This window comes from Neisseria dumasiana (assembly GCF_022870885.1).
Taxonomy (GTDB): Bacteria; Pseudomonadota; Gammaproteobacteria; order Burkholderiales; family Neisseriaceae; genus Neisseria; species Neisseria dumasiana.
Genome location: NZ_CP091509.1, coordinates 1,516,035 through 1,535,261, shown reverse-complemented (window position 1 = coordinate 1,535,261; position 19,227 = coordinate 1,516,035). Strand labels below are relative to the sequence as shown.

Here is a 19,227-nt window from a genome sequence, read left to right as displayed (position 1 = left end):
TGATATTGCAGGATTATTGATTTGTTATTATTCCAATCGAGTATATTAAAACGGGATTTTATGAACATGAAACTCACAAACACCCGCTTGGCAGCAGCCGTGATCATGCTCGGTTTGGCTTTTAACGCCGCTGCGGAGCTTCCCTCAGATTTTCAAGAGCGCATCAAAATGGCCGAACGCGGCGACAAACAGGCGCAATACGAATTGGCATTGGCTTATGAAACCGGCGACGGCGTGGAAAGCGATTTGGAAAAAGCCGTCAAAATGTACCGTCGGGCGGCCAAGCAGGGGCATGCAGACGCACAAGCCAATTTAGGTGCCATGTATCAGGAAGGCCGCGGTGTGAAAGTTAATATGAAAACGGCTTTGTCTTGGTATAAGAAAGCCGCCGCTCGAGGCAGCACACAGGCACAAAACAATTTGGGCCGTCTGTATTTTTACGGTTACGGGGTAGGGCAGGACTACCGTCAGGCATTCGATTGGTTCAAACAGGCGGCAGACCGCGGTGAAAATACCGCGCAAAAAAATCTGGCCTATATGTATGCCCACGGCACCGGCGTGGAAAAAGACATGAAACAGGCCGCCGTGTGGTATGAAAAAGCCGCCAATCAAGGTTTGGTAGAAGCGCAGGCGGAGATCGGCTTTATGTATGATTCCGGCGAAGGTGTTGAGGCCGATCCGGGCAAAGCCGCATTGTGGTACACGCAGGCTGCCGACCAAGGCAATACCGTAGCCCAATACAATTTAGGCAACATGTATCTTACCGGCCGAGGCGTGGTGAAGAACATCGATAAAGCTTATGCGCTGCTGAACCAAGCCTGTAAAGGCGGAGACGAAGACGCCTGCAAATTCATGCGCGACCAACAAACCCCTTAACCCATCTTCCGCTCTTTGCAGCAGGCGGCAGATTGACAGAAATCTCCCTTATACTTGGCAATCTTCTCAAGATTGCCGGGTATTTTTTTATCTGCCGTATATGTAGCAGGCAAAGTCTCAGGCTGTAAGATTGCTGCGCCAAAGAGTATAATAGATCAATTCATTATCGAATTCGACACAGAAAACACATACCATGCACACTTTAGACGTAACCGGATTGAAATGCCCGCTGCCGATTTTACGCGCCAAAAAAGCTTTGGCGCAGATGCAGGCCGATGAAGTATTGACCGTATTGGCAACCGACCACGGCGCACCTGATGATTTTGCCGCCTTTTGCCGCCAAACAGGGCATGTATTGCTCGAATCTTCCGAAGCAGACGGCGTGTTTAAGATGGTTATGCGCCACAAGTGAGGCCGTCTGAAATGTTGAAAAGCATGTTTTTTCTGCTGCCCGCTGCGCTGTTTACCGCTTCATGCGGGGGAAACATTCCGCAAGAGCAGTTGGAAAACCACGCAGCCCAAGCAGTCGGACTGTTTGAAGAAGTTTGTGTCGGCAGCAACGGCCACCCGCAGGATGTTGCGGCTTGGGCGGCGCAAAAACAACTGCCCATGCTTGATGAGGCGACGGTGAAGAATCTGCCTTTGGGCATGATGGAGTTGGATGCGCAGGCAGTATGGAAAGTAGAGAAAGACGGCGCAACTTTTTATATCAGCACCGCACCCGGCTCGTGCAGCGTCAAAACGCCTCGTGCCGACCATCAAGCCGCGCGCCAACACTTTGTTGCTTTGGCAGAAAAAGGCAGAGCGGGCGCAACCGCAATGCTCAGAGCCGACAACGGCGTATCTTCGCCGTTTCCGTTCAACCAGCTGGTGTACGGTTGGCACAATAGCGACGCAGGCGAAGAAATATTGTTAACGGCCAACACATCGCCTTCCGAGCATGTGCCGGCGCAGCTTGCCCTTTACCTCACACGCCAGCCGTTGGGTATAAAGGTAATCGGCAGCCAATAAGCAGACATCGGCCCAGCGGATTCAAATTTGAAGTGCAACTTTTCACAACAGAAAAAGGCCGGTATGCGGTAGCATACGGCCTTTCCTGCAAGAAAGATTGCATATGAGCTACACATAACTGATCCAACACATTGCTACCCTCATCCGCCGCAAACTCAGCCCCGAGCAAGTGTGTGCCTATTTGCACAAACACCACCAAATCACACTCCACCACAGCACCGTCTATAACTATCTGCGCGACGACAAAAGCAACGGCGGCACTTTGTGGCAGCATCTCAGAATATGCAGCAAATCCTACCGTAAACGTTACGGCAGCACATGGAGCAGAGGCAAAGTACCCGACCGCATAGGCATTGAAAACCGAACCGCCATCGTCGACGAAAAATCCCGTATAGGCGACTGGGAAGCCGACACCATCGTCGGCAAAGATCAGAAAAGCGCATTATTGACACTGGTCGAACGGGTTACCCGCTACACCATTATCTGCAAATTGAAGAACTTCAAAGCCCAAGATACGGCCAACGCCGTCATTCGGGCACTGAGGGCGCATAAAGACAGGGTGCACACCATCACCATGGATAACGGCAAAGAATTCTACCGCCACACCCGAATAGTCAAAGCATTGGCGGCTGAAACCTATTTCTGCCGTCCTTACCGTTCTTGGGAAAAGGCGCTGAATGAAAACACCAACGGACTCATCCGCCAATACTTCCCCAAACAAACGGATTTCCGCAACATTAGTGAGCGGGAAATACGTAGGGTTCAGGATGAGCTGAACCACCGGCCAAGAAAAACACTTGGCTATGAAACGCCAAGTGTTCTATTCTTGAATCTGTTCCAACCACTACTACCTGAGTGTTGCACTTGAAATTAGAATCTAAGGCCGTCTTAAGAGCGGTTTGATTCGGGCGGATATTATTTTTTACCCGCTTCGATTTGAATGTTCAAAGAAACGTGCTTGGTGATGCCTGCATCCAGCAGATAATTCATGCCCCATTTGGTGCGGTCGATGGTGGCGGTGAAATCGCCGCCGCAAACTTGGGTTTTTAAAATCGGGCTGTCGTAGCAGTTGAATTTTTGGGCTTTGAGCTTAACCGGATGGGTTTTGCCCAACATAGTCAGCTTGCCGTCAACCGACAGCAGTTTTCTACCGTTGAAGTTGAATTTGGTCGAGGTAAAGCGGATTTCGGGGTATTTGGCCGCATTGAACAAGTCGGCCGATTTCAGGTGGTTGGTAAACTCTTGGCTGCCGGATTGAATCGAATCTACCGGAATGCTCAAATCTATCGAACCGGTGCGTTTGGCGGGGTCGAATTCCAACGTGCCGCTCAAATTATAAAAACCGCCCACGTTGGTGCTGGTTTTAAAGTGGTCGATGCCGAAACGGGCATTGGTGTGATGGCCGTCGATTTTATAAGTTGCCGCGCCGACAGTTGCGGCCAATGCGCTCAAACATAATGCAGAAATGATTTTTTTCATAATATTGCTCCGGTTTTTTATTGTGAAATCACACAGTCACAAGACAAGGCGCAGGCAGCCTGTGCCGCAGACGTTTGCGTTATTTTGCTTATGTGCGTTGTAAGGAAATTCCATTGTAACCAAATCCGGGCATGAAGCAAACCTGACGGCTTTGCACAAGCTCTGGTAAATGCGGCTTCGGCCGCACACGTTGACCATGCTGCCGGGGCGGCGGGCAGCTTATGGCACAAACGGATTGCTGCGGCCGAGTTTGCCGCCGATAAAGTCGATAAAGCTGCGCACTTTTGCACTCAGAAATTGGCGGTCGGCATAAGCTGCATAAAGCGGATGGCTGGGCATCGAATAATCGGGCAGCAGCCTAACCAGCCTGCCTTTGGCCAAATCTTCGCAAATCAGGCAGTCCGGCCCGTAACCGATGCCGCAGCCGGCCAGAATCATTTGGTAAACCATCACGCTGTTGTTGCTGGTAAATACCGGTTTTTTCAGATGAAGTTCTTCGTTTTTGCCGCTTTCGAGGTGTTGCAAAGTGCGCACGCGCATATCGACGTAACCCGGCAATACGGCAGGGCAGGCGGCAACTTGTTCTAAAGTTTCGGGCATGCCGTAACGCTCGATAAACTCTGCCGAAGCACACAGCAGCATGTTTACCGTGCCGATTTTGCGGGCAATCAGCGAGGGTGCGGGTTCGTCCGACGCGCGCAAGGCAAGGTCGAAGCCGTCGCCCACCAAATCTTTGTGGCGGTTGTCCAATACCACTTCCAGCGTAATGTCGGGATACTGTTCGCAATATTCGGTTAACCATTGTGCGAATTGCGATGACGCAAACCATACCGGTGCAGTGAGCCGCAACAAGCCCTGAGCCTGTTCCACGCCCGAAGCCGCCTTTTGCGCCGCCTGCTCCAGCGTGTCCAGAGCATAAGCACATTGGCGGTAATATTCTGCGCCCGCTTCGGTCAGGCTCAAACTGCGGGTGTTGCGCAGCAGCAGTTTCGCTCCGATGCTGCTTTCCAAATGGCGCACATGTTTGCTGACCATCGCGGGCGATAAATCCATGCGTTCCGCTGCTTTGGTGAAGCTGCCGTTTTCAATCACTTGGCGGAAAACTTTCATGCTTAAAAAAGTATCCAAAACTGTTCCTTAAGGTAAAGCGGGTAGGGTGGCGATTATACAGGATTACACCGGCGGAAGCCTTCGCAAAGCGCCCGTCTGCGGCACAAGATAATCAAAGCTCTCAGGCCGTCTGAAAAGATGTGTCTGTACGCTTTAAAAAGCAGTTTTTCTGGAATATGCTGCCGGTGTTTATCGGCAATGTTGTCGGCGGCGTATCGTTTGTGGGGGCTTCGTATCTGCACGCTTACAAGCATCTGCTGAAAGAAGATTATTCGATTTAAAACCATATATATAGTTGAACTGTTTTTCGCTAACCGTTTTTTTAGGATAACGCTAAGGCCGTCTGAATGTTCAGACGGCCTTAACGGTTTTAAAACGATTGTTACTTCAAAACGTTTTACTTCGCATGTTGCTCAACCTGTTTCACCCGTTCGGATGTAATCGGATGCGTGCTTAAAATATTTTCGACCGGATTTTCTTCATCATGACCGTGCGATTTGTGCAAACGTTGCAGAAAATCGGCCAGATGTTTGGGCGGAATATTCAAACGTTTCAACTCGTTGATGGCATGTAAATCGGCTTCAAGTTCAAATTCCTGCGAATATTGAGCCGTGGCAAACACTACCGGCAGCCCGTCGAGAAAATCCGTGGCATCGCCGGTAAGCGCAAGCAGAAACACGCTTATGCCGATGCCGCGCAAAGCCTGTTGCAGGCTGTGGCGTTTTTTCAGATGGCCTTGTTCGTGTGCCAGCACGGCCAAAATTTCATGATCGTGTTTTGCCAAGCGTGAGCGGCACCAAAAAGCCCAAGATAAAAAGATAAGGCACCATAAGAGCAACATAGAGCAAAGACAATATCGCTTCTTGTGAGGCATAACCCATTCCCGTCAGGATAATGCCCATTACCACAATCAACGCCAATATCAACAACAAAGGTTTCAACACCGCACCATAAAAACCGCCCACGCCCGTTTTCAGGTTAAAACGCAGATTGCCGATGTGCAAATGGTTGATTTGATAAGATTTAAACCAGTATAGTGCCACCGGATACAGCAAGCCGAAGCTCAAAAGCGTAACCAACGCACATTTTGCCAACACCCAATAAGAGTGCCTCATTGTTGCCGAGAAATAAAAACGGCTGTTGCCGTATTTCGTGTTACGGGCACGGAAACGCATGGTCGAGCGAACCAGCCACGGCATCACCGTAAACATCAACGCCGGAGCTACCCAAGCATAAACAGGATCAAGGTTCGATGCCATAGAAAATCCCACAAACAACACCGTAGCGATTATCCGCCCGATCAAAATACGGGCAGGAATCGCCGTAAAATCAAACTTGTCCCGACCCAACACCGTGTTGCCGTAGAAATAACGCAAACGCCGCACCTTCGCCCACGGCGCATAAAACGACAACGTAATCACCGATAAAAACAGATTAACGATCCAAATTTTAAAATATTCATTGGCCGTACCGTGAAAATCAAAGCGCCAATTTCGGCTTTCATTTGCTTGCGCACCGTTAACCGTTACGGCATTTTCCACCTTTAACAATTTACCCTCATCCGCATTGCCCAAAACTGCAATACCGCTGCCTTCATCATATTGATTATATTTATTTTCAGATACTTCAGACATCATTGCCTCTGTCATAAAAGGAAAAGCCGAATTATAAAAGAAAACATTGGCCGGATATAGACGAGGCCGTCTGAAAAAATATTTTCAGACGGCCTCGTTGTTTATTTGCAGGTAAGGTGTGTGGCGCAAGCCATGCGCGTGGTTTTTTTTAAAGATTCCGACAACTTGCTATGAACCTAACCCCAACAATTTAGTGATGTAGGTTGGATTTTCGAATCCAACACCTTCATTAATCATACGCCACCACAAAATCCGATTCATTCCCGCCCCAATTTAGCGGATAAATGCCTTGCTTTACATAGCGATGAAACGTAGAAAACGGCCAATCCGATACCTTTGACACATGGCCGTGTTTCACCGGATTAAAATGCACATAATCGAAATGACGGGCAAAATCCGCTTCATCACGAATAGCATGCTCCCAAAACCGTTTTTGCCATAAACGCGTGTCGGCACCGATTAAATATTGGCTGTGCCGTTTGATTTGCCGCCAGCGTTCGGAAAAATCCGCATCGTTTTCAGGCAGATGCCAAATAGTATGCAGATGATCGGGCATCAACACCCATGCCGCAATTTCAAACGGGTATTTTTCCCGCACCGCCAACACAGCCTCGCGTAAAGCCGAACGCACAGCACCGCCGGTTAGAATCGGTTGGCGGTTATGCGCCACCACCGTAAAGAAATACGTTCCGCCCGCACGGTAATATCGACGATACCGCATGGTTTTCCCTTGTTATATGAATTGATCCATACAAATGATACAAGACGTAGGTCGGATTCTCGAATCCGACCTTGATGCACCATCAAAATGATTGAACGTTTTGGCAATACCAACCATTTTGTCGGATACTACGCTTGCTTGCTTACTCAAAATCAACTCCAATGATTGATACATAATCATCTTGCACTATGTGTAATTGATTCCTATAATTTTTCGATTTAGGAAACGTTCTCCAATTAGTTATACTACTGAATGATTTATTAATATTACTTATATTTTTTTTACTAGGAACAATAAATAACTCCTCCAATGTTTCAATAATAATTCCAAAATCCGTCTTTTGAGTTTCCAAGACTAAATCCTTATTCAACTCTGTTAATTTTTCAGTTTGCATCACAAATGATGATTTATATATATCTTCTATTTTTTCATTAATTGAGTTATCTTCACCCAAGTTAAATTGATGAAATTCTAGAACACCATCAAATAAAATAATCTTTCTATCTCCCTTTTCTTGTTCAATCCAGCTATTTATAATACCTTTATTTTCAATAGATATTTTTTCAGGATACTTCTTTTGTATAGCCTTCTGTCTTTCTTCTCTTTCTACTTTTTTCTTTTCTTCTTTACTCAACTCTTCAAATGAATTTTCTGTTTCTAGGAAATCAATTCCCTTTTCAAATTTATTATTAAATTTAAAAAATTCTTGTTCTAATTTATTTTTAATGACAGCGATACCAGCACTAGCATCCCAGTCACAATTTATCCAAAATTTACTACTAAGCTGATACTCATCAGTTGCTAATTCATGTACCCCTCCCCTCTCTCCTTTTGTATTAATTTGTAATGCCCCTTGACTACCACAGGCAGCAATTAATCTAGAATAATTTCCTAATGTTATATCAAAAACTTGTTGTTTAATGAGTGTATTCTTTTGACTTGGAATGAATTCAAATTTAGGTTCTTCATTTATAACCTCTTGACGATTCGTAGCAATACTATCAATACCTTCATGACTAGATACAAAAAGAGTATTTTTATAAATATCCATATCGGTTACCCAATAGTCAAAATCTATAATACAATGATTGTTTTTACTTATACTAAAAATTTTATTAATCTTTTCTTCTGAAATTATATACTCAAAAGATAACTCTTTAATTAGAGATTTATCACCTCCTGAAAAATAATTATAAATAATTTTTTTCTTTTCTTGATCTTCTTCTATACAATTTATAACATCTTTCCAAGCAAATGAAGTCAATTGCATTTCTGCATTTAACAGGAAAAAAGAGCCTGAATAGATGAATGAATCGATATAATTTCCTTCAATTTTTAATTCAATCATTATAATTTCCCTTGCATAAATTTAGAAAATGAACTTTTACAAAATTTATTTTTACAAGGTGGGTTACTTGAAAAATATTTTTGCATTTTCTCTATAACAGACTTCGGTATTCTGTCTTCATTATTGTATTTAGAAATAGGAAAACCATGCCAAACATGCTGCTTATCTTTAGTAAATCTTGCAAAAAATAATTCTTTACACTTACTACCTCTAAGTCTATTTTTTTACTTTCGAATCCAATACTTTGAAAATCTTCTGAACAAGACCATAATACATCGTCTTTTTCATCAATCCAGTTATTACAAAACCCAAATGTAAAAACTTTCAATTCTTCGATCTCATTAACTTCCCACTGACTTTTCATATGTGTCTTGTCTCGATGATCAGATTTAATTTGATATCCTGAAAATAACATAGAAGCACCTAATTAGTTTTATAAAAATTCAAAAAATCAGTCTATTCTATTTAGAACAGTAGATTTTCTTTAATATCTCGAATTCTATCACGAAAAACAGCCGCTTCTTCAAACTGCAAATCCCTTGCCGCCTGCTGCATGGCTTTTTCGAGTTTGGCGATTTCTTTAATGGCATCTTCTTCGGTGTGGATTTCGCCCACTTTCACTTTGTTTTTCAGACGGCCTTTGCCTTTGGGGCTACCTGAATCGTCGTGGTACACGCCGTCGATGATGTCTTTTACCTGTTTGGTAATCTGCTTCGGCACGATGCCGTGTTCTTCGTTGAATTTAATCTGTTTTTCTCGGCGGCGTTCGGTTTCGTCGATGGCGGCTTTCATGGAATCGGTGATTTTGTCGGCATACAGAATCGCCACGCCGTTTACGTTGCGGGCGGCGCGGCCTATGGTTTGGATCAGGCTGCGGTGGCTGCGCAGGAAGCCTTCTTTGTCGGCATCGAGTATGGCGACGAGTGAGACTTCGGGGATGTCCAAGCCTTCGCGCAAGAGGTTGATGCCGACGAGTACGTCAAACAGGCCGAGGCGTAAATCTCGAATGATTTCAACGCGTTCTACGGTATCTATGTCGCTGTGCAGGTAGCGCACTTTGATGCCGAGTTCGCTGTAATAGTCGGTGAGCTGTTCGGCCATGCGTTTGGTGAGGGTGGTTACGAGTACGCGCTCGCCTTTGGCGATGCGGTCGTTGATTTCGCTGAGTAAGTCGTCCACTTGGGTGGCGACGGGGCGGATTTCGATTTGCGGGTCAACCAGGCCGGTGGGGCGCACGACTTGTTCGACCACTTGGCCGGCGTGTTCTTCTTCGTATTTGGCAGGTGTGGCGGAAACGAAGATGGTTTGCGGCATGATTTTTTCAAATTCGTGGAATTTGAGCGGGCGGTTGTCGCGGGCGGAAGGCAGGCGGAAGCCGTAGTCGACGAGGTTTTGTTTGCGGCTGGCATCGCCTTTGTACATGCCGCCGATTTGGGTAACGGTAACGTGGCTTTCGTCGATAAACATGATGGCGTTGTCGGGTAGGTAATCCATCAGCGTGGGCGGCGGTTCGCCTTCTTTTTTGCCGGAAAAGTGGCGCGAGTAGTTTTCGATGCCTTTGCAAAAGCCCATTTCGTAGAGCATTTCGAGATCGAAGCGGGTGCGCTGTTCGATGCGTTGGGTTTCGACGGGGCGGTTTTCTTGAGTAAAGAAATCAATGCGTTCGCGCAATTCTTCTTTAATGCTTTCGCAGGCGCGCAGCACGGTGTCGCGCGGGGTAACGTAGTGGCTGGAGGGGAACACGGTGTAGCGGCCGACGCGCTGGATGTTGCTGCCGGTGAGCGGGTCGAAGATGTCGAGGCGGTCGATTTCGTCGTCAAACAGGCTGATGCGCAAGGCGTTGTCGGAGCTTTCGGCGGGATACACGTCAATCACGTCGCCGCGCACGCGGAAGGAGCCGCGTTTGAAATCCATTTCGCCGCGCTCGTATTGCATGGAAACGAGGGTGGAGATGATGTCGCGCTGTTCGATGGTGTCGCCTTCTTTTACGGAAAGTACCATTTGTTGATACTCGGTGGGGTCGCCGATACCGTAGATGGCGGACACGGTGGCTACGATAATCACGTCGTTGCGCGTCATCAGGTTTTTGGTGGCGGAAAGGCGCATCTGCTCGATGTGTTCGTTAATCGCGGAATCTTTTTCGATAAATAAATCGCGCGACGGCACATAGGCTTCGGGTTGGTAGTAGTCGTAATAGGAAACGAAGTATTCCACCGCGTTTTCGGGGAAAAACTCGCGCATCTCGGCATAAAGCTGAGCCGCCAGCGTTTTGTTGTGCGCCATGATGATGGCGGGGCGGCCGCTTTGGGCAATCACGTTGGCCATGGTGTAGGTTTTGCCCGAGCCGGTTACGCCGAGCAGGGTTTGGTAAGCGAGGCCGTCTGAAAGCCCTTCGAGCAGGCCGGCAATGGCGGAGGGCTGGTCGCCTGCGGGCGGAAAAGGCTGGTGGAGTTTGAAGGGGGAATGTTCGTATTGGATCACTTCCATGATGCGGCCTGATGCTATTGAAAACAGAAACATAGCATTATAACAAAGGCCGTCTGAAACGCTGCGCCTTGTTTTCAGACGGCCTTTGTTATAATGCGGCTGATATTTCGATTTTGATTTTATGGAAAACCCGATGGACATCTTACCTTTTCAAGCAGAAATCGCCGAACGCATGTTGGTGAACACCGAAGGCGAAAGCATCCACCCCAACGCGCAATTTGTTCAGACGGCCAACGGTTATTGGCTGGCTTGGCATGAAGGCTTGGCCGCCGTGCTCTCGCCGGATACGCCGCCGGATATTCCCTGTTTTTGGGTGGAAGGTGCGCACGATTTGGAAGAATTGGCGGCACTGGCGGAAAACGGCGAGTTTGACGAAGTGGAAGAGTTCGACGGCGACGACGATGCTTGGCTTGCTGCTTGTGCAGAAGATCATGAACACGATAAATGATGAATATTGCAGGCATTGAAATATGAAACCGGTAAAACAATTGCTGTTGGCTGTGGCGGTGTGCCTGTTGTTGAACGGCTGCGTGGTGGCGGCCGCTGCCGATTTGGCGGCGACAACGGTGTTAACCGCGGGCAAAGTGGTGGTGAAAGGAACGGGCGCGGTGGTGCGTGCGGCGATTCCCGACGGAGATGACGAAGAAGAAAAAGATAAGAAAAAATCTTCGCAGCAGCCGTAACCGTTTTGGTGTTTTGCGAAGGGCTTATTGTGCATTTGCAGTCAAATGCCGGACAGAAGGGGCAGACGGATAGTCTGCCCCTGTTTAATGCCGGTTGTTATCCTGCCGCTTGGCGGTTAGCTGCCGCGGTAGGTGGAGTAACCGAAGGGCGAAAGAGTGATCGGAACATGGTAATGGTTGTTGTCTTTCAATTCGAAAGAAACTTCGACGAACGGATAGAAATTATCGACTTTGTTTTTGGCGAAATATTCTTTGGTTTTGAATTTGAGTTTATAGATGCCTTTATTGTCGGCACCGGGTTTTAACGGCAAAAAGTTTTTGATCCGGCCGTTGCCGTCGGTTTTGTTTTCGGCAATTTCACGCCATTGGCCGTTGTTGCCCAATTTATAAAGCTCTACGCTGACATCAGGTGCAGGCTTGCCTTTGTTGATATCTAAAATATGGGTGCTCAATTGATAATTGTCGGCGGCGAATGCCGAAGATACCAAGCCGGTCAAACCGATAAAAAGCATGGTTTTAAATTTCATAGCTCGCTTCCTTGTTGAGTAGAAAATACATGAAATCAAAGTAATTATTGAGATGAATTGCACCGCAAGCCGTTTTCAGACGGCCTTAGGGAAAAAATAATCTTGCAACGTTATCTCGGGCGATTAATGCTTTAAATCGCAAAATCAATCAATTCGTTCTGCGAAAAAATATACAGCTGCTTGGGCACGAGCGCGAGATTTTGCCCGCCGGACAAGCCGAGGCGGGCGGCGTCGCTGTCGGCAAACGTAATATGAACGTCGCGCTTGTTTTCTTTAAGGGTGAGATGGGTAAGCGCGCCGGCGGAGTGGATGGTTTCAATCGGTGCGCTCAGCATCGGCGTTGCACCGTTTTCGGCTACCGCCCATTCGTGCGGGCGCACATAGGCGGTGGCGGTTTGCTCCTGCCATTTGCGGGTGTTGTCTAAAGGCCATCTGAAACCGTTGTAATGCCATTCGCCTTTTTCTATTCTGCCTTCAAAGGCATCGGTTTCGCCCAAAAACTCGGTTACGAAGGCGTTTTCGGGTTGGCGGTAGAGGCTTTCGGCGGTGCCGGTCTGCTCGATTCTGCCGTGGTTCATTACGACGATTTCGTCCGATACTTCAAGGGCTTCTTCTTGGTCGTGGGTAACGAGGATGCTGGTTACGCCGAGTTCGTGATGGATGTCGCGCAGCCATTTGCGCAGCTCTTTGCGCACTTTGGCATCGAGCGCGCCGAAGGGTTCGTCGAGCAGCAGTAGCTTGGGTTCGACGGCTAATGCGCGGGCGAGGGCGATGCGTTGACGTTGGCCGCCTGAAAGCTGGTGCGGATAGGCTTTGGCCAGATGCGAAAGCTGCACGAGTTGCAATAATTCTTCCACTTTGGCGCGGATTTTTTCTTTGCTCGGGCGTTCGGATTTGGGCAATACGGTGAGGCCGAAGGCGATGTTGTCGAATACGTTCATGTGGCGGAACAGGGCGTAGTGTTGGAATACGAAGCCCACTTTGCGCTCGCGCACATGTTTGCGGGTAACGTCTTGGCCGTCGAACAGAATGCTGCCGCTGTCGGCGTTTTCCAAACCGGCGATGATGCGCAGCAGGGTGGTTTTGCCGCAGCCGGAAGGGCCGAGCAGCGACACGAGTTTGCCGGTGGGCACGTTGAGGTTGATGTTGTTGAGGGCGTGAAATGAGCCGAAGTGTTTGTTGAGTTTTTGAATGGTGATGCTCATGCGGCGTTCCTTTCGGCGGCGGCGAGTTTGCGTTCTTGAATGCGGGTGATGATGTTTTGCACGGCAAGGGTGGCGAGTGCCAGCAATGCCAAAATACCGGATAGGGCGAATGCGCCGGTAAAGTTGTATTCGTTGTAGAAAATTTCCACCAGCAGCGGAATGGTGTTGGTTTCGCCGCGGATGTGCCCCGAAACCACGCTTACCGCGCCGAATTCGCCCATCGCGCGGGCGTTGGTGAGAATGATGCCGTAGAGCAGCGCCCATTTGATGTTGGGCAGGGTTACGCGCCAAAACATCTGCCAGCCGCTTGCGCCGAGAATCAAGGCGGCCTGTTCTTCGCTGTCGCCTTGCGCCTGCATCAGCGGAATCAGTTCGCGGGCAACGAACGGAAAGGTAACAAACAGCGTGGCGAGGATAATGCCGGGAATGGCGAAAATAATCTGAATGCCTTGCGCTTCGAGCCAGCCGCCGAGCGCGGTGTGTGCGCCGAACAGCAGCACAAACATCAAACCGGCCACCACGGGCGACACCGAAAACGGCAAGTCGAGCAGGGTGGTGAGCAGCTGCTTGCCGCGGAAGTTAAAGCGGGTGAGCAGCCAAGCCATCGCCACGCCCAACACGGCGTTAACCGGCACCACAATTGCGGCGGTGATCAGCGTGAGCTTGATGGCCGACCATGCTTCGGGGTCGGTGATGGATTGGACGTATAAATCCCAACCGCCTTTTAGGGCTTCGTAGAACACGGCGGCCAGCGGCACCACCAGCATCAGCAGCAGAAACGCCAGCGCAATCGTGATGAGCGTCAGCCGCAGCCAGCGCGGTTCGGTCAGGTTGGGGTTGGGCGGATTGGTTTTCATGGTTTTTATAGGTTTGGTTTTGATTGATTTTCAAAATGGATAAAGAGGCCGTCTGAAAACGAATATCTAAACACCGTTCAGACGGCCTGAATATTCAAACTTTCGCGCCGGCACGTTTGCTCAAGACCCATTGGCTGATGTTCAATAAAAACAGAATCACAAACGAAATCATCAGCATAAACAACGCCACCGCCGATGCACCCTGCACGTCGAACTGCTCCAGCTTGCCGGTGATGACCAGCGGCAGAATTTCGGAAACCATCGGGATATTGCCCGCGATAAAAATCACCGAGCCGTATTCGCCGGTTGCCCGGGCAAACATCATGCCTGCGCCGGTAAGCAGGGCGGGAGCGATTTCGGGCAGCAGCACGCGGCGGAACGTGGTGAAGCGGTTTGCACCCAGCGTGGCCGCCGCTTCTTCGTATTCGCCCGACAATTCTTCCAACACCGGCTGCACCGCCCGCACGATAAACGGCAGGCTCACCACCACCAGCGCAATCCAAATGCCGATGGGTGTGAACGCGATTTTGATGCCCAGCGGTTCAAACCACCGCCCCAGCCAGCCGTTGGGCGCATACAGCGTGGCCAGCGCAATGCCGGTTACCGCCGTCGGCAGCGCAAACGGCAAGTCCACCAGCGCATTGGCGATGCTTTTGCCGGGAAACTCATAGCGCACCAGCACCCACGCCACCAAAGTGCCGAACACGATATTGGTGAGCATGGCGTAAAACGACATCCGCAACGTGAGCCACACCGCCGCCAGCACGTTCGGCTCGGAGATGGTTTGCCAAAAGGCCGTCCAACCGATTTCGCCCGCCTTAACGGCCATCATGGCAAACGGCAGCACCACCAAAAGCGACAGGCACAATACGGTGAGGCCGAGGCTGATTTTGAAACCGGGTAACACGCTGGGGGTTTTGAGCAGAAGCATAGTCGTGGCTTGATTGCAGTTATCGTATGGTGCAACTCTATACAGGCCGTCTGAAAAAGGGAAAGAATGGTTGGTTTTAATTAAAGATGATTTTGTTATAACCGGCGGCGGTCGGGGGCGTATGGGTGTGCGGCGTATAGGTTGTTCGGGATTGTTAAACGGCTTGCCCCGCACGGTTAATTGGTTTAAGTTGCAAACGATTTACCGGATGTATGTTGATGCCGCCGAATGCGGCGTTTTGCATGGCACGCATTGCCGATCCGGTATCCTAAATCATTGATGGCAGGAAAATTCATGAAAAAAATAATCGTGGCTTTGATTGCCGCTGCGGTAGTAGCGGGAGGGGTGTATGTTTCGTGCAAAAACGGTTCAGACGGCCTGCCGCAGGGCTTCGCCCAATCCAACGGCCGTTTGGAGCTGAACCGCTTTGACATTGCCAGCCTGTATCCGGGGCGGGTGCAGGCGGTATTGGTGGACGAAGGCAGCGAAGTGAAAGAGGGCGACGTATTGGCCGAGCTTTCTTCTGTAACCAGCAGCAGCCAGCTTGAAGCCGCCAAAGCCCAGAAACAGCGGGCGCAGGAAGCGGTGGCGCGGGCGGATGCCGAAATCAAGGCGTACGAGCAGCAGCAGAAAGTGGCGCAAATGGAATTGGGCAATGCTCAAAGTTTGAAACGCGACGAATTGGTGTCGTCGGCGGAAGTAAGCAAACGGCTGGCCGCGCGTGACGGTGCGGCGGCTTCGGTGAAAGCGGCGCGAGCCGCCCGTGCCGAAGCGGTGGCGGCAGTAGCGGCGGCTCAGGCGCAGATTAACCAAGCGGCTTCGGCCAATGACGACATGACCATCCGCAGCCCTAAAGCGGGCAGGGTGGAATACAAAATCGCCGAAACGGGCAGCGTGATTGCCGCAGGCAGCAAAGTAGTGAGCCTGCTTGATCCGGCTGATGTGTCGATGAACATTTTTCTGCCGAATGCCGAAGCAGGCCGTCTGAAAGTGGGCGGAGAAGCGCGGATTGTGCTCGACAGCGTGAAAGCCGTGTTTCCCGCCAAAATCAGCTTCATCGCCACCGATGCCCAATTCACGCCCAAATCGGTGGAAACACAAAACGAGCGCGAAAAATTGGTGTTCCGCGTCAAGCTGAAAATCCCCGCCGACACTGCGCTGAAATATAAAGGTCTGCTCAAAGGCGGTATGACGGGCAACGGCTATGTGCGTACCGACGATGCGGCCCAATGGCCGTCTGAATTGGCGGTTAAGCTGCCGCAGTAACGCCGTCCCAATGCTCAAATACTGCAACAAAACGACTCCACACGAACACAGAACAGAAAGGATACCCCATGACCGACTTGCCGAATCAAGCCGAAGCACAGGCACGCATCGACCATATTCAGAAACTCTACCGCGAATGGACGGAGTTGCTTCCCAAACTCGAAGCCGCCCATCAAGACTGGCTGCACGGCGAAGCCATCATGCGCGAGCTGGCACAGTTTTACTTTGAAGGCGAATACAGCCGCTACCACCAAGCGCTCGAAAACGGGCTCGACGTGAACCTGCACACGCAGGGCGAATACAGCATCATGAGCGAAGATGCACTGTGGAACGCCTTTACCGACCAACAAGGCCTCGCTTGGCAGCGGCTGCGCTCGGCTGTGGCGGTGTTGGATAGGAATGGCGGGGATGATGCCGTCTGAAAACCATACCTGTTTGAAAGCGGCATGAAACGAAAAGGAACTACGCCATGATTACCCTATACGCACTCAAACAATCCCGCGCCTACCGTATCGCATGGCTGCTCGAGCTGCTCGGCTTGGAGTACCGCGCAGAAGTGATCGCGCGCGATGCCGAAACCTCGCTTGCGCCCGACAGCCTGCGCCGTGTCCACCCGCTGGGCAAATCGCCCCTGATAGACGACAACGGCTTGGTGCTGGCCGAAAGCGGCGCGATTGTCGAATACCTGATCACACGCTACGGGCAGGAAACGGCCTTGAGGCCGTCTGAAAACAGCGCGGCTTATCCCGAATATTTGTTTTGGCTGCATTATGCAGAAGGTTCGCTGATGCCGCTGCTGGTGATGTCGCTGGTGTTCCGCAAAATCGAAACGCGCAAAATGCCGTTTTTCGCCAAACCCGTTGCCCGCAAGATTACCGACGGCGTGCGCAAGTCGTTTTTGAATCCGCAGCTCAAACTGCATCTGGAATTTGTTGAAAATAAGCTAAAAGGCCGCACTTGGCTGCTGGGCGAAGAAATCAGCGGTGCCGACATCATGATGGGTTTCCCCTTGCAGGCCGCCGTGTCGCGCGCTCCGCTGAATCTGCCGAATATCGGCGCCTATGTGCGCCGCATTGAAAAAGACCCCGCCTACCAACGGGTGCAAGAGCGCATCGGGAAATTGGAATTGCTGTGATGTTGTGCCTGTTTGAACATTTCCGTAGGGCGGGCATTTTGCCCGCCGTGTTATCAATGCGTTAGTCTGAATGGCGGGTAATGATGCCCGCTCTTCGGAGATTGTTGGTTGTGCCCTCCAACGGCCGGCACGATGCGGCGCATATTGATGCCGATGGAAATGGCAGCACCGATTTGTAATGATTTGAAGCACCAACTTACCCAAAGGCCGTCTGAAATCGTATATCCGTTTGAACGACAAGAAAGTGATACATAATGAACCCCAAATACACCCCGCTTTTCCAACCTTACACCCTCAACAACGGCACGGTTATTAAAAACCGCTTGGCCGTTGCGCCGATGACGCATTGGGCTTCTCTGCCCGACGGCAACATCAGCCCGGAGGAACGCCTGTTTTTGAACAACCGTTTCAAAGGCTTCGGCCTCTTTATTTCCGCCGCCACGCTGGTGTCGCCCGAAGGCAAAGCCTTTGCCGGACAGCCTGAAGCCGTCGGCACCGAACATTTGCCGAGCTTGAAAGAAGTGGCGCAGATTGCCCACCAACAAGGCGCGAAAGCGGTTTTGCAGCTTCATCACGGCGGTATTCAAGCCTCTGCCGATTTACTTAACGGTGCCGACAAAGTGGCTCCGTCAAGCGACGAAGCCAGCGGTTCGCGCGCACTCACCGACCCGGAAATCCGCGCCCTGATTGATGCCTTTGCCCGCGCCGCCGAGTTGGCACTCGAAGCAGGTTTCGACGGCGTGGAAATCCACGGCGCCAACGGCTATCTGATTCAGCAGTTTGTTTCCGCCCAAAGCAACAGCCGCGACGACGAATGGGGCGGCAGCTTGGCAAACCGCCTGCGCTTCCCGCTGGCCGTCGTCGATGCCGTAGATGCCGTGCGCCGTAAACACAACCGCTCCGATTTCATTGTCGGCTACCGTTTCTCGCCCGAAGAAGGCGGCGACAACGGCCTGACCATGCAGGATACTTTCGCGCTGATTGATGCGTTGGTGCAAAAACCGCTGCAATATCTGCACGTTTCGCTTTGGGATTTCTACAAAAAAGCCCGTCGTGGTGCCGACACAAATCTGACGCGCATCGAGCAGATACACCAACGCATCGGCGGCAAACTGCCCCTGATCGGCGTAGGCAACCTGTTTACCGCCAAGCAGATTTTGGCGGCCTACCAAACAGGCTGGGCGGAATTTATCGCATTGGGTAAAACCGTTTTGCTCAACCCCGATTTGGCCGAACTGATTGACAGCGGCCGCGAAGCCGAAATCGTGTGCGAACTCGACCCCGACAAAGCCGACCGCTACCGCATTCCCGAAAGATTGTGGCAGCAATGCCAAATGGGGCTGGCCTACCTGCCGCCGGTGAAAGGTCGTGTCGATTGGCAGCCTGTGGATATTTGATTAGATAGGTTTTCATGCGCAGGGCGGGCAAGAATGCCCGCCCTGAGTTTTGCTGCATGATTGAATGATGCCGTCTGAAAAATGCCTGTTGGAAACTTACTCTTCGGCTTCGTCGTCTTCAAAAGGCGGCTTTCCCTGTTCTTTGCGGGTAAGGTAAGTGGCTACCAGCGGAAAGAATGCCGCCAGCACGCACGAGCCGCCGATAACCAGCAGAGCGATCGCACCAATAGGCTGGTCAAGCAAATCATGCACCCAGCCGCCCAAGCCGAACAGCACCATCAGGCCGGGGATAACGGCAGACAGGCCGCAGATTAAGATAATGATAGAACCGATATGCATACGGCGCATGGCATGCTCCTTTCCGTTGACAGAGAGAAAAAGGAACAGAAACAGTTGCCTATAATCTAACATATTGTTTTTCATGATACCTATCGGCATTTTTTCTGGAGGCAATCAGAAAAGCAAATCTGCCTTGTATTAAAAATGTGTTGATTGGTTATACGGTGCGGTTGCCTCATTGAACAAGGCCGTCTGAAAACGGATTTACGTTTTCAGACGGC

Annotated in this window: 22 protein-coding genes and 1 pseudogene; 11 read left to right on the top strand and 12 right to left on the bottom strand. The window is 50.3% G+C overall.

The window, feature by feature from the left end; genetic code table 11:
• The first annotated feature begins 66 nt into the window (after positions 1-66).
• From LVJ88_RS06960 to LVJ88_RS06945, 4 genes and pseudogenes are all read left to right on the top strand, one after another.
• The gene (locus LVJ88_RS06960; protein WP_158087932.1) at positions 67-876 is read left to right on the top strand and encodes a tetratricopeptide repeat protein; all 810 of its coding nucleotides are present in this window, start codon (positions 67-69) and stop codon (positions 874-876) included.
• Positions 877-1,069: 193 nt separating this feature from the next.
• Positions 1,070-1,288, top strand: a complete 219-nt coding sequence (locus LVJ88_RS06955) for a sulfurtransferase TusA family protein (RefSeq protein WP_085418002.1) — start codon at positions 1,070-1,072, stop codon at positions 1,286-1,288.
• 11 nt (positions 1,289-1,299) lie between these two features.
• Positions 1,300-1,887 (top strand): NMCC_0638 family (lipo)protein, encoded by a 588-nt coding sequence (locus LVJ88_RS06950; protein ID WP_085356456.1) that lies wholly within the window; start codon positions 1,300-1,302, stop codon positions 1,885-1,887.
• 118 nt (positions 1,888-2,005) lie between these two features.
• Positions 2,006-2,755 (top strand): annotated as a pseudogene (locus LVJ88_RS06945) (IS30 family transposase); the annotation flags it as partial.
• A 47-nt stretch (positions 2,756-2,802) separates the two neighbouring features.
• Here the strand turns inward: LVJ88_RS06945 and LVJ88_RS06940 are convergent.
• Together LVJ88_RS06940 and LVJ88_RS06935 are read right to left on the bottom strand one after the other, a co-directional pair.
• Entirely contained in the window at positions 2,803-3,366 is a 564-nt protein-coding gene (locus tag LVJ88_RS06940; protein WP_054598810.1) for a YceI family protein, read from the bottom strand.
• A 219-nt stretch (positions 3,367-3,585) separates the two neighbouring features.
• Positions 3,586-4,494, bottom strand: coding sequence for a LysR family transcriptional regulator (locus tag LVJ88_RS06935; protein ID WP_198941566.1), 909 nt, complete (start codon positions 4,492-4,494; stop codon positions 3,586-3,588).
• Positions 4,495-4,616: 122 nt separating this feature from the next.
• On the opposite strand from LVJ88_RS06935, the gene LVJ88_RS06930 reads away from it, so the two are divergent.
• Positions 4,617-4,757: a hypothetical protein gene (locus LVJ88_RS06930; RefSeq protein WP_416171745.1), complete on the top strand. Its 141-nt coding sequence runs from the start codon at positions 4,617-4,619 to the stop codon at positions 4,755-4,757.
• A gap of 116 nt (positions 4,758-4,873) precedes the next feature.
• Here LVJ88_RS06930 and LVJ88_RS06925 read toward each other — a convergent pair whose 3' ends face one another.
• The 5 genes from LVJ88_RS06925 to uvrB form a co-directional block, all read right to left on the bottom strand.
• Positions 4,874-5,260, bottom strand: a complete 387-nt coding sequence (locus LVJ88_RS06925; protein ID WP_233127512.1) for a M48 family metallopeptidase — start codon at positions 5,258-5,260, stop codon at positions 4,874-4,876.
• Positions 5,241-6,110 (bottom strand): YjgN family protein, encoded by an 870-nt coding sequence (locus LVJ88_RS06920; protein WP_233127513.1) that lies wholly within the window; start codon positions 6,108-6,110, stop codon positions 5,241-5,243. The genes LVJ88_RS06925 and LVJ88_RS06920 overlap by 20 nt, the downstream gene beginning before the upstream one ends.
• Before the next feature lie 229 nt (positions 6,111-6,339).
• Positions 6,340-6,831: an REP-associated tyrosine transposase gene (locus LVJ88_RS06915; protein WP_085418004.1), complete on the bottom strand. Its 492-nt coding sequence runs from the start codon at positions 6,829-6,831 to the stop codon at positions 6,340-6,342.
• Between the two features lie 142 nt (positions 6,832-6,973).
• Entirely contained in the window at positions 6,974-8,179 is a 1,206-nt protein-coding gene (locus tag LVJ88_RS06910; protein ID WP_244694129.1) for a hypothetical protein, read from the bottom strand.
• Positions 8,180-8,644: 465 nt separating this feature from the next.
• Positions 8,645-10,666 (bottom strand): excinuclease ABC subunit UvrB, encoded by a 2,022-nt coding sequence (gene uvrB / locus LVJ88_RS06905; protein ID WP_096777408.1) that lies wholly within the window; start codon positions 10,664-10,666, stop codon positions 8,645-8,647.
• Between the two features lie 133 nt (positions 10,667-10,799).
• Between uvrB and LVJ88_RS06900 the strand changes: the two genes are divergently transcribed.
• Together LVJ88_RS06900 and LVJ88_RS06895 are read left to right on the top strand one after the other, a co-directional pair.
• Positions 10,800-11,114 carry a general secretion pathway protein GspG gene (locus LVJ88_RS06900; RefSeq protein WP_085418831.1) on the top strand — a complete coding sequence of 105 codons (315 nt, stop codon included), beginning with the start codon at positions 10,800-10,802 and terminating at the stop codon, positions 11,112-11,114.
• 22 nt (positions 11,115-11,136) lie between these two features.
• Entirely contained in the window at positions 11,137-11,349 is a 213-nt protein-coding gene (locus tag LVJ88_RS06895) for an NF038104 family lipoprotein (protein ID WP_085418828.1), read from the top strand.
• A 116-nt stretch (positions 11,350-11,465) separates the two neighbouring features.
• Here LVJ88_RS06895 and uraH read toward each other — a convergent pair whose 3' ends face one another.
• The 4 genes from uraH to cysT all read right to left on the bottom strand — a co-directional run bounded on the left by uraH (position 11,466) and on the right by cysT (position 14,869).
• A complete protein-coding gene (uraH, locus tag LVJ88_RS06890) occupies positions 11,466-11,876 on the bottom strand; it encodes a hydroxyisourate hydrolase (protein WP_096777407.1) in 411 nt (136 codons plus the stop codon).
• Between the two features lie 131 nt (positions 11,877-12,007).
• Positions 12,008-13,081 carry a sulfate/molybdate ABC transporter ATP-binding protein gene (locus LVJ88_RS06885; RefSeq protein WP_085418827.1) on the bottom strand — a complete coding sequence of 358 codons (1,074 nt, stop codon included), beginning with the start codon at positions 13,079-13,081 and terminating at the stop codon, positions 12,008-12,010.
• Entirely contained in the window at positions 13,078-13,938 is an 861-nt protein-coding gene (gene cysW / locus LVJ88_RS06880) for a sulfate ABC transporter permease subunit CysW (RefSeq protein WP_085418826.1), read from the bottom strand. The genes LVJ88_RS06885 and cysW overlap by 4 nt, the downstream gene beginning before the upstream one ends.
• A 94-nt stretch (positions 13,939-14,032) precedes the next feature.
• Positions 14,033-14,869: a sulfate ABC transporter permease subunit CysT gene (gene cysT / locus LVJ88_RS06875; RefSeq protein WP_244694128.1), complete on the bottom strand. Its 837-nt coding sequence runs from the start codon at positions 14,867-14,869 to the stop codon at positions 14,033-14,035.
• A 294-nt stretch (positions 14,870-15,163) separates the two neighbouring features.
• Here cysT and LVJ88_RS06870 point away from each other — a divergent pair, with 294 nt between their 5' ends.
• The 4 genes from LVJ88_RS06870 (at position 15,164) to LVJ88_RS06855 (ending at position 18,667) form a co-directional block, all read left to right on the top strand.
• Positions 15,164-16,135 carry an HlyD family secretion protein gene (locus LVJ88_RS06870; protein ID WP_085418825.1) on the top strand — a complete coding sequence of 324 codons (972 nt, stop codon included), beginning with the start codon at positions 15,164-15,166 and terminating at the stop codon, positions 16,133-16,135.
• Between the two features lie 68 nt (positions 16,136-16,203).
• Positions 16,204-16,557, top strand: coding sequence for a DUF4298 domain-containing protein (locus LVJ88_RS06865; RefSeq protein WP_085418824.1), 354 nt, complete (start codon positions 16,204-16,206; stop codon positions 16,555-16,557).
• Between the two features lie 47 nt (positions 16,558-16,604).
• Positions 16,605-17,270: a glutathione S-transferase gene (locus LVJ88_RS06860; RefSeq protein WP_085418823.1), complete on the top strand. Its 666-nt coding sequence runs from the start codon at positions 16,605-16,607 to the stop codon at positions 17,268-17,270.
• Positions 17,271-17,524: 254 nt separating this feature from the next.
• Complete coding sequence (locus tag LVJ88_RS06855; RefSeq protein ID WP_085418822.1) at positions 17,525-18,667, top strand: NADH-dependent flavin oxidoreductase; 1,143 nt, start codon at positions 17,525-17,527, stop codon at positions 18,665-18,667.
• A gap of 96 nt (positions 18,668-18,763) precedes the next feature.
• On the opposite strand, the gene LVJ88_RS06850 is transcribed toward LVJ88_RS06855, so the two are convergent.
• A complete protein-coding gene (locus tag LVJ88_RS06850; protein ID WP_085358990.1) occupies positions 18,764-19,015 on the bottom strand; it encodes a hypothetical protein in 252 nt (83 codons plus the stop codon).
• Positions 19,016-19,227 lie beyond the last annotated feature (212 nt).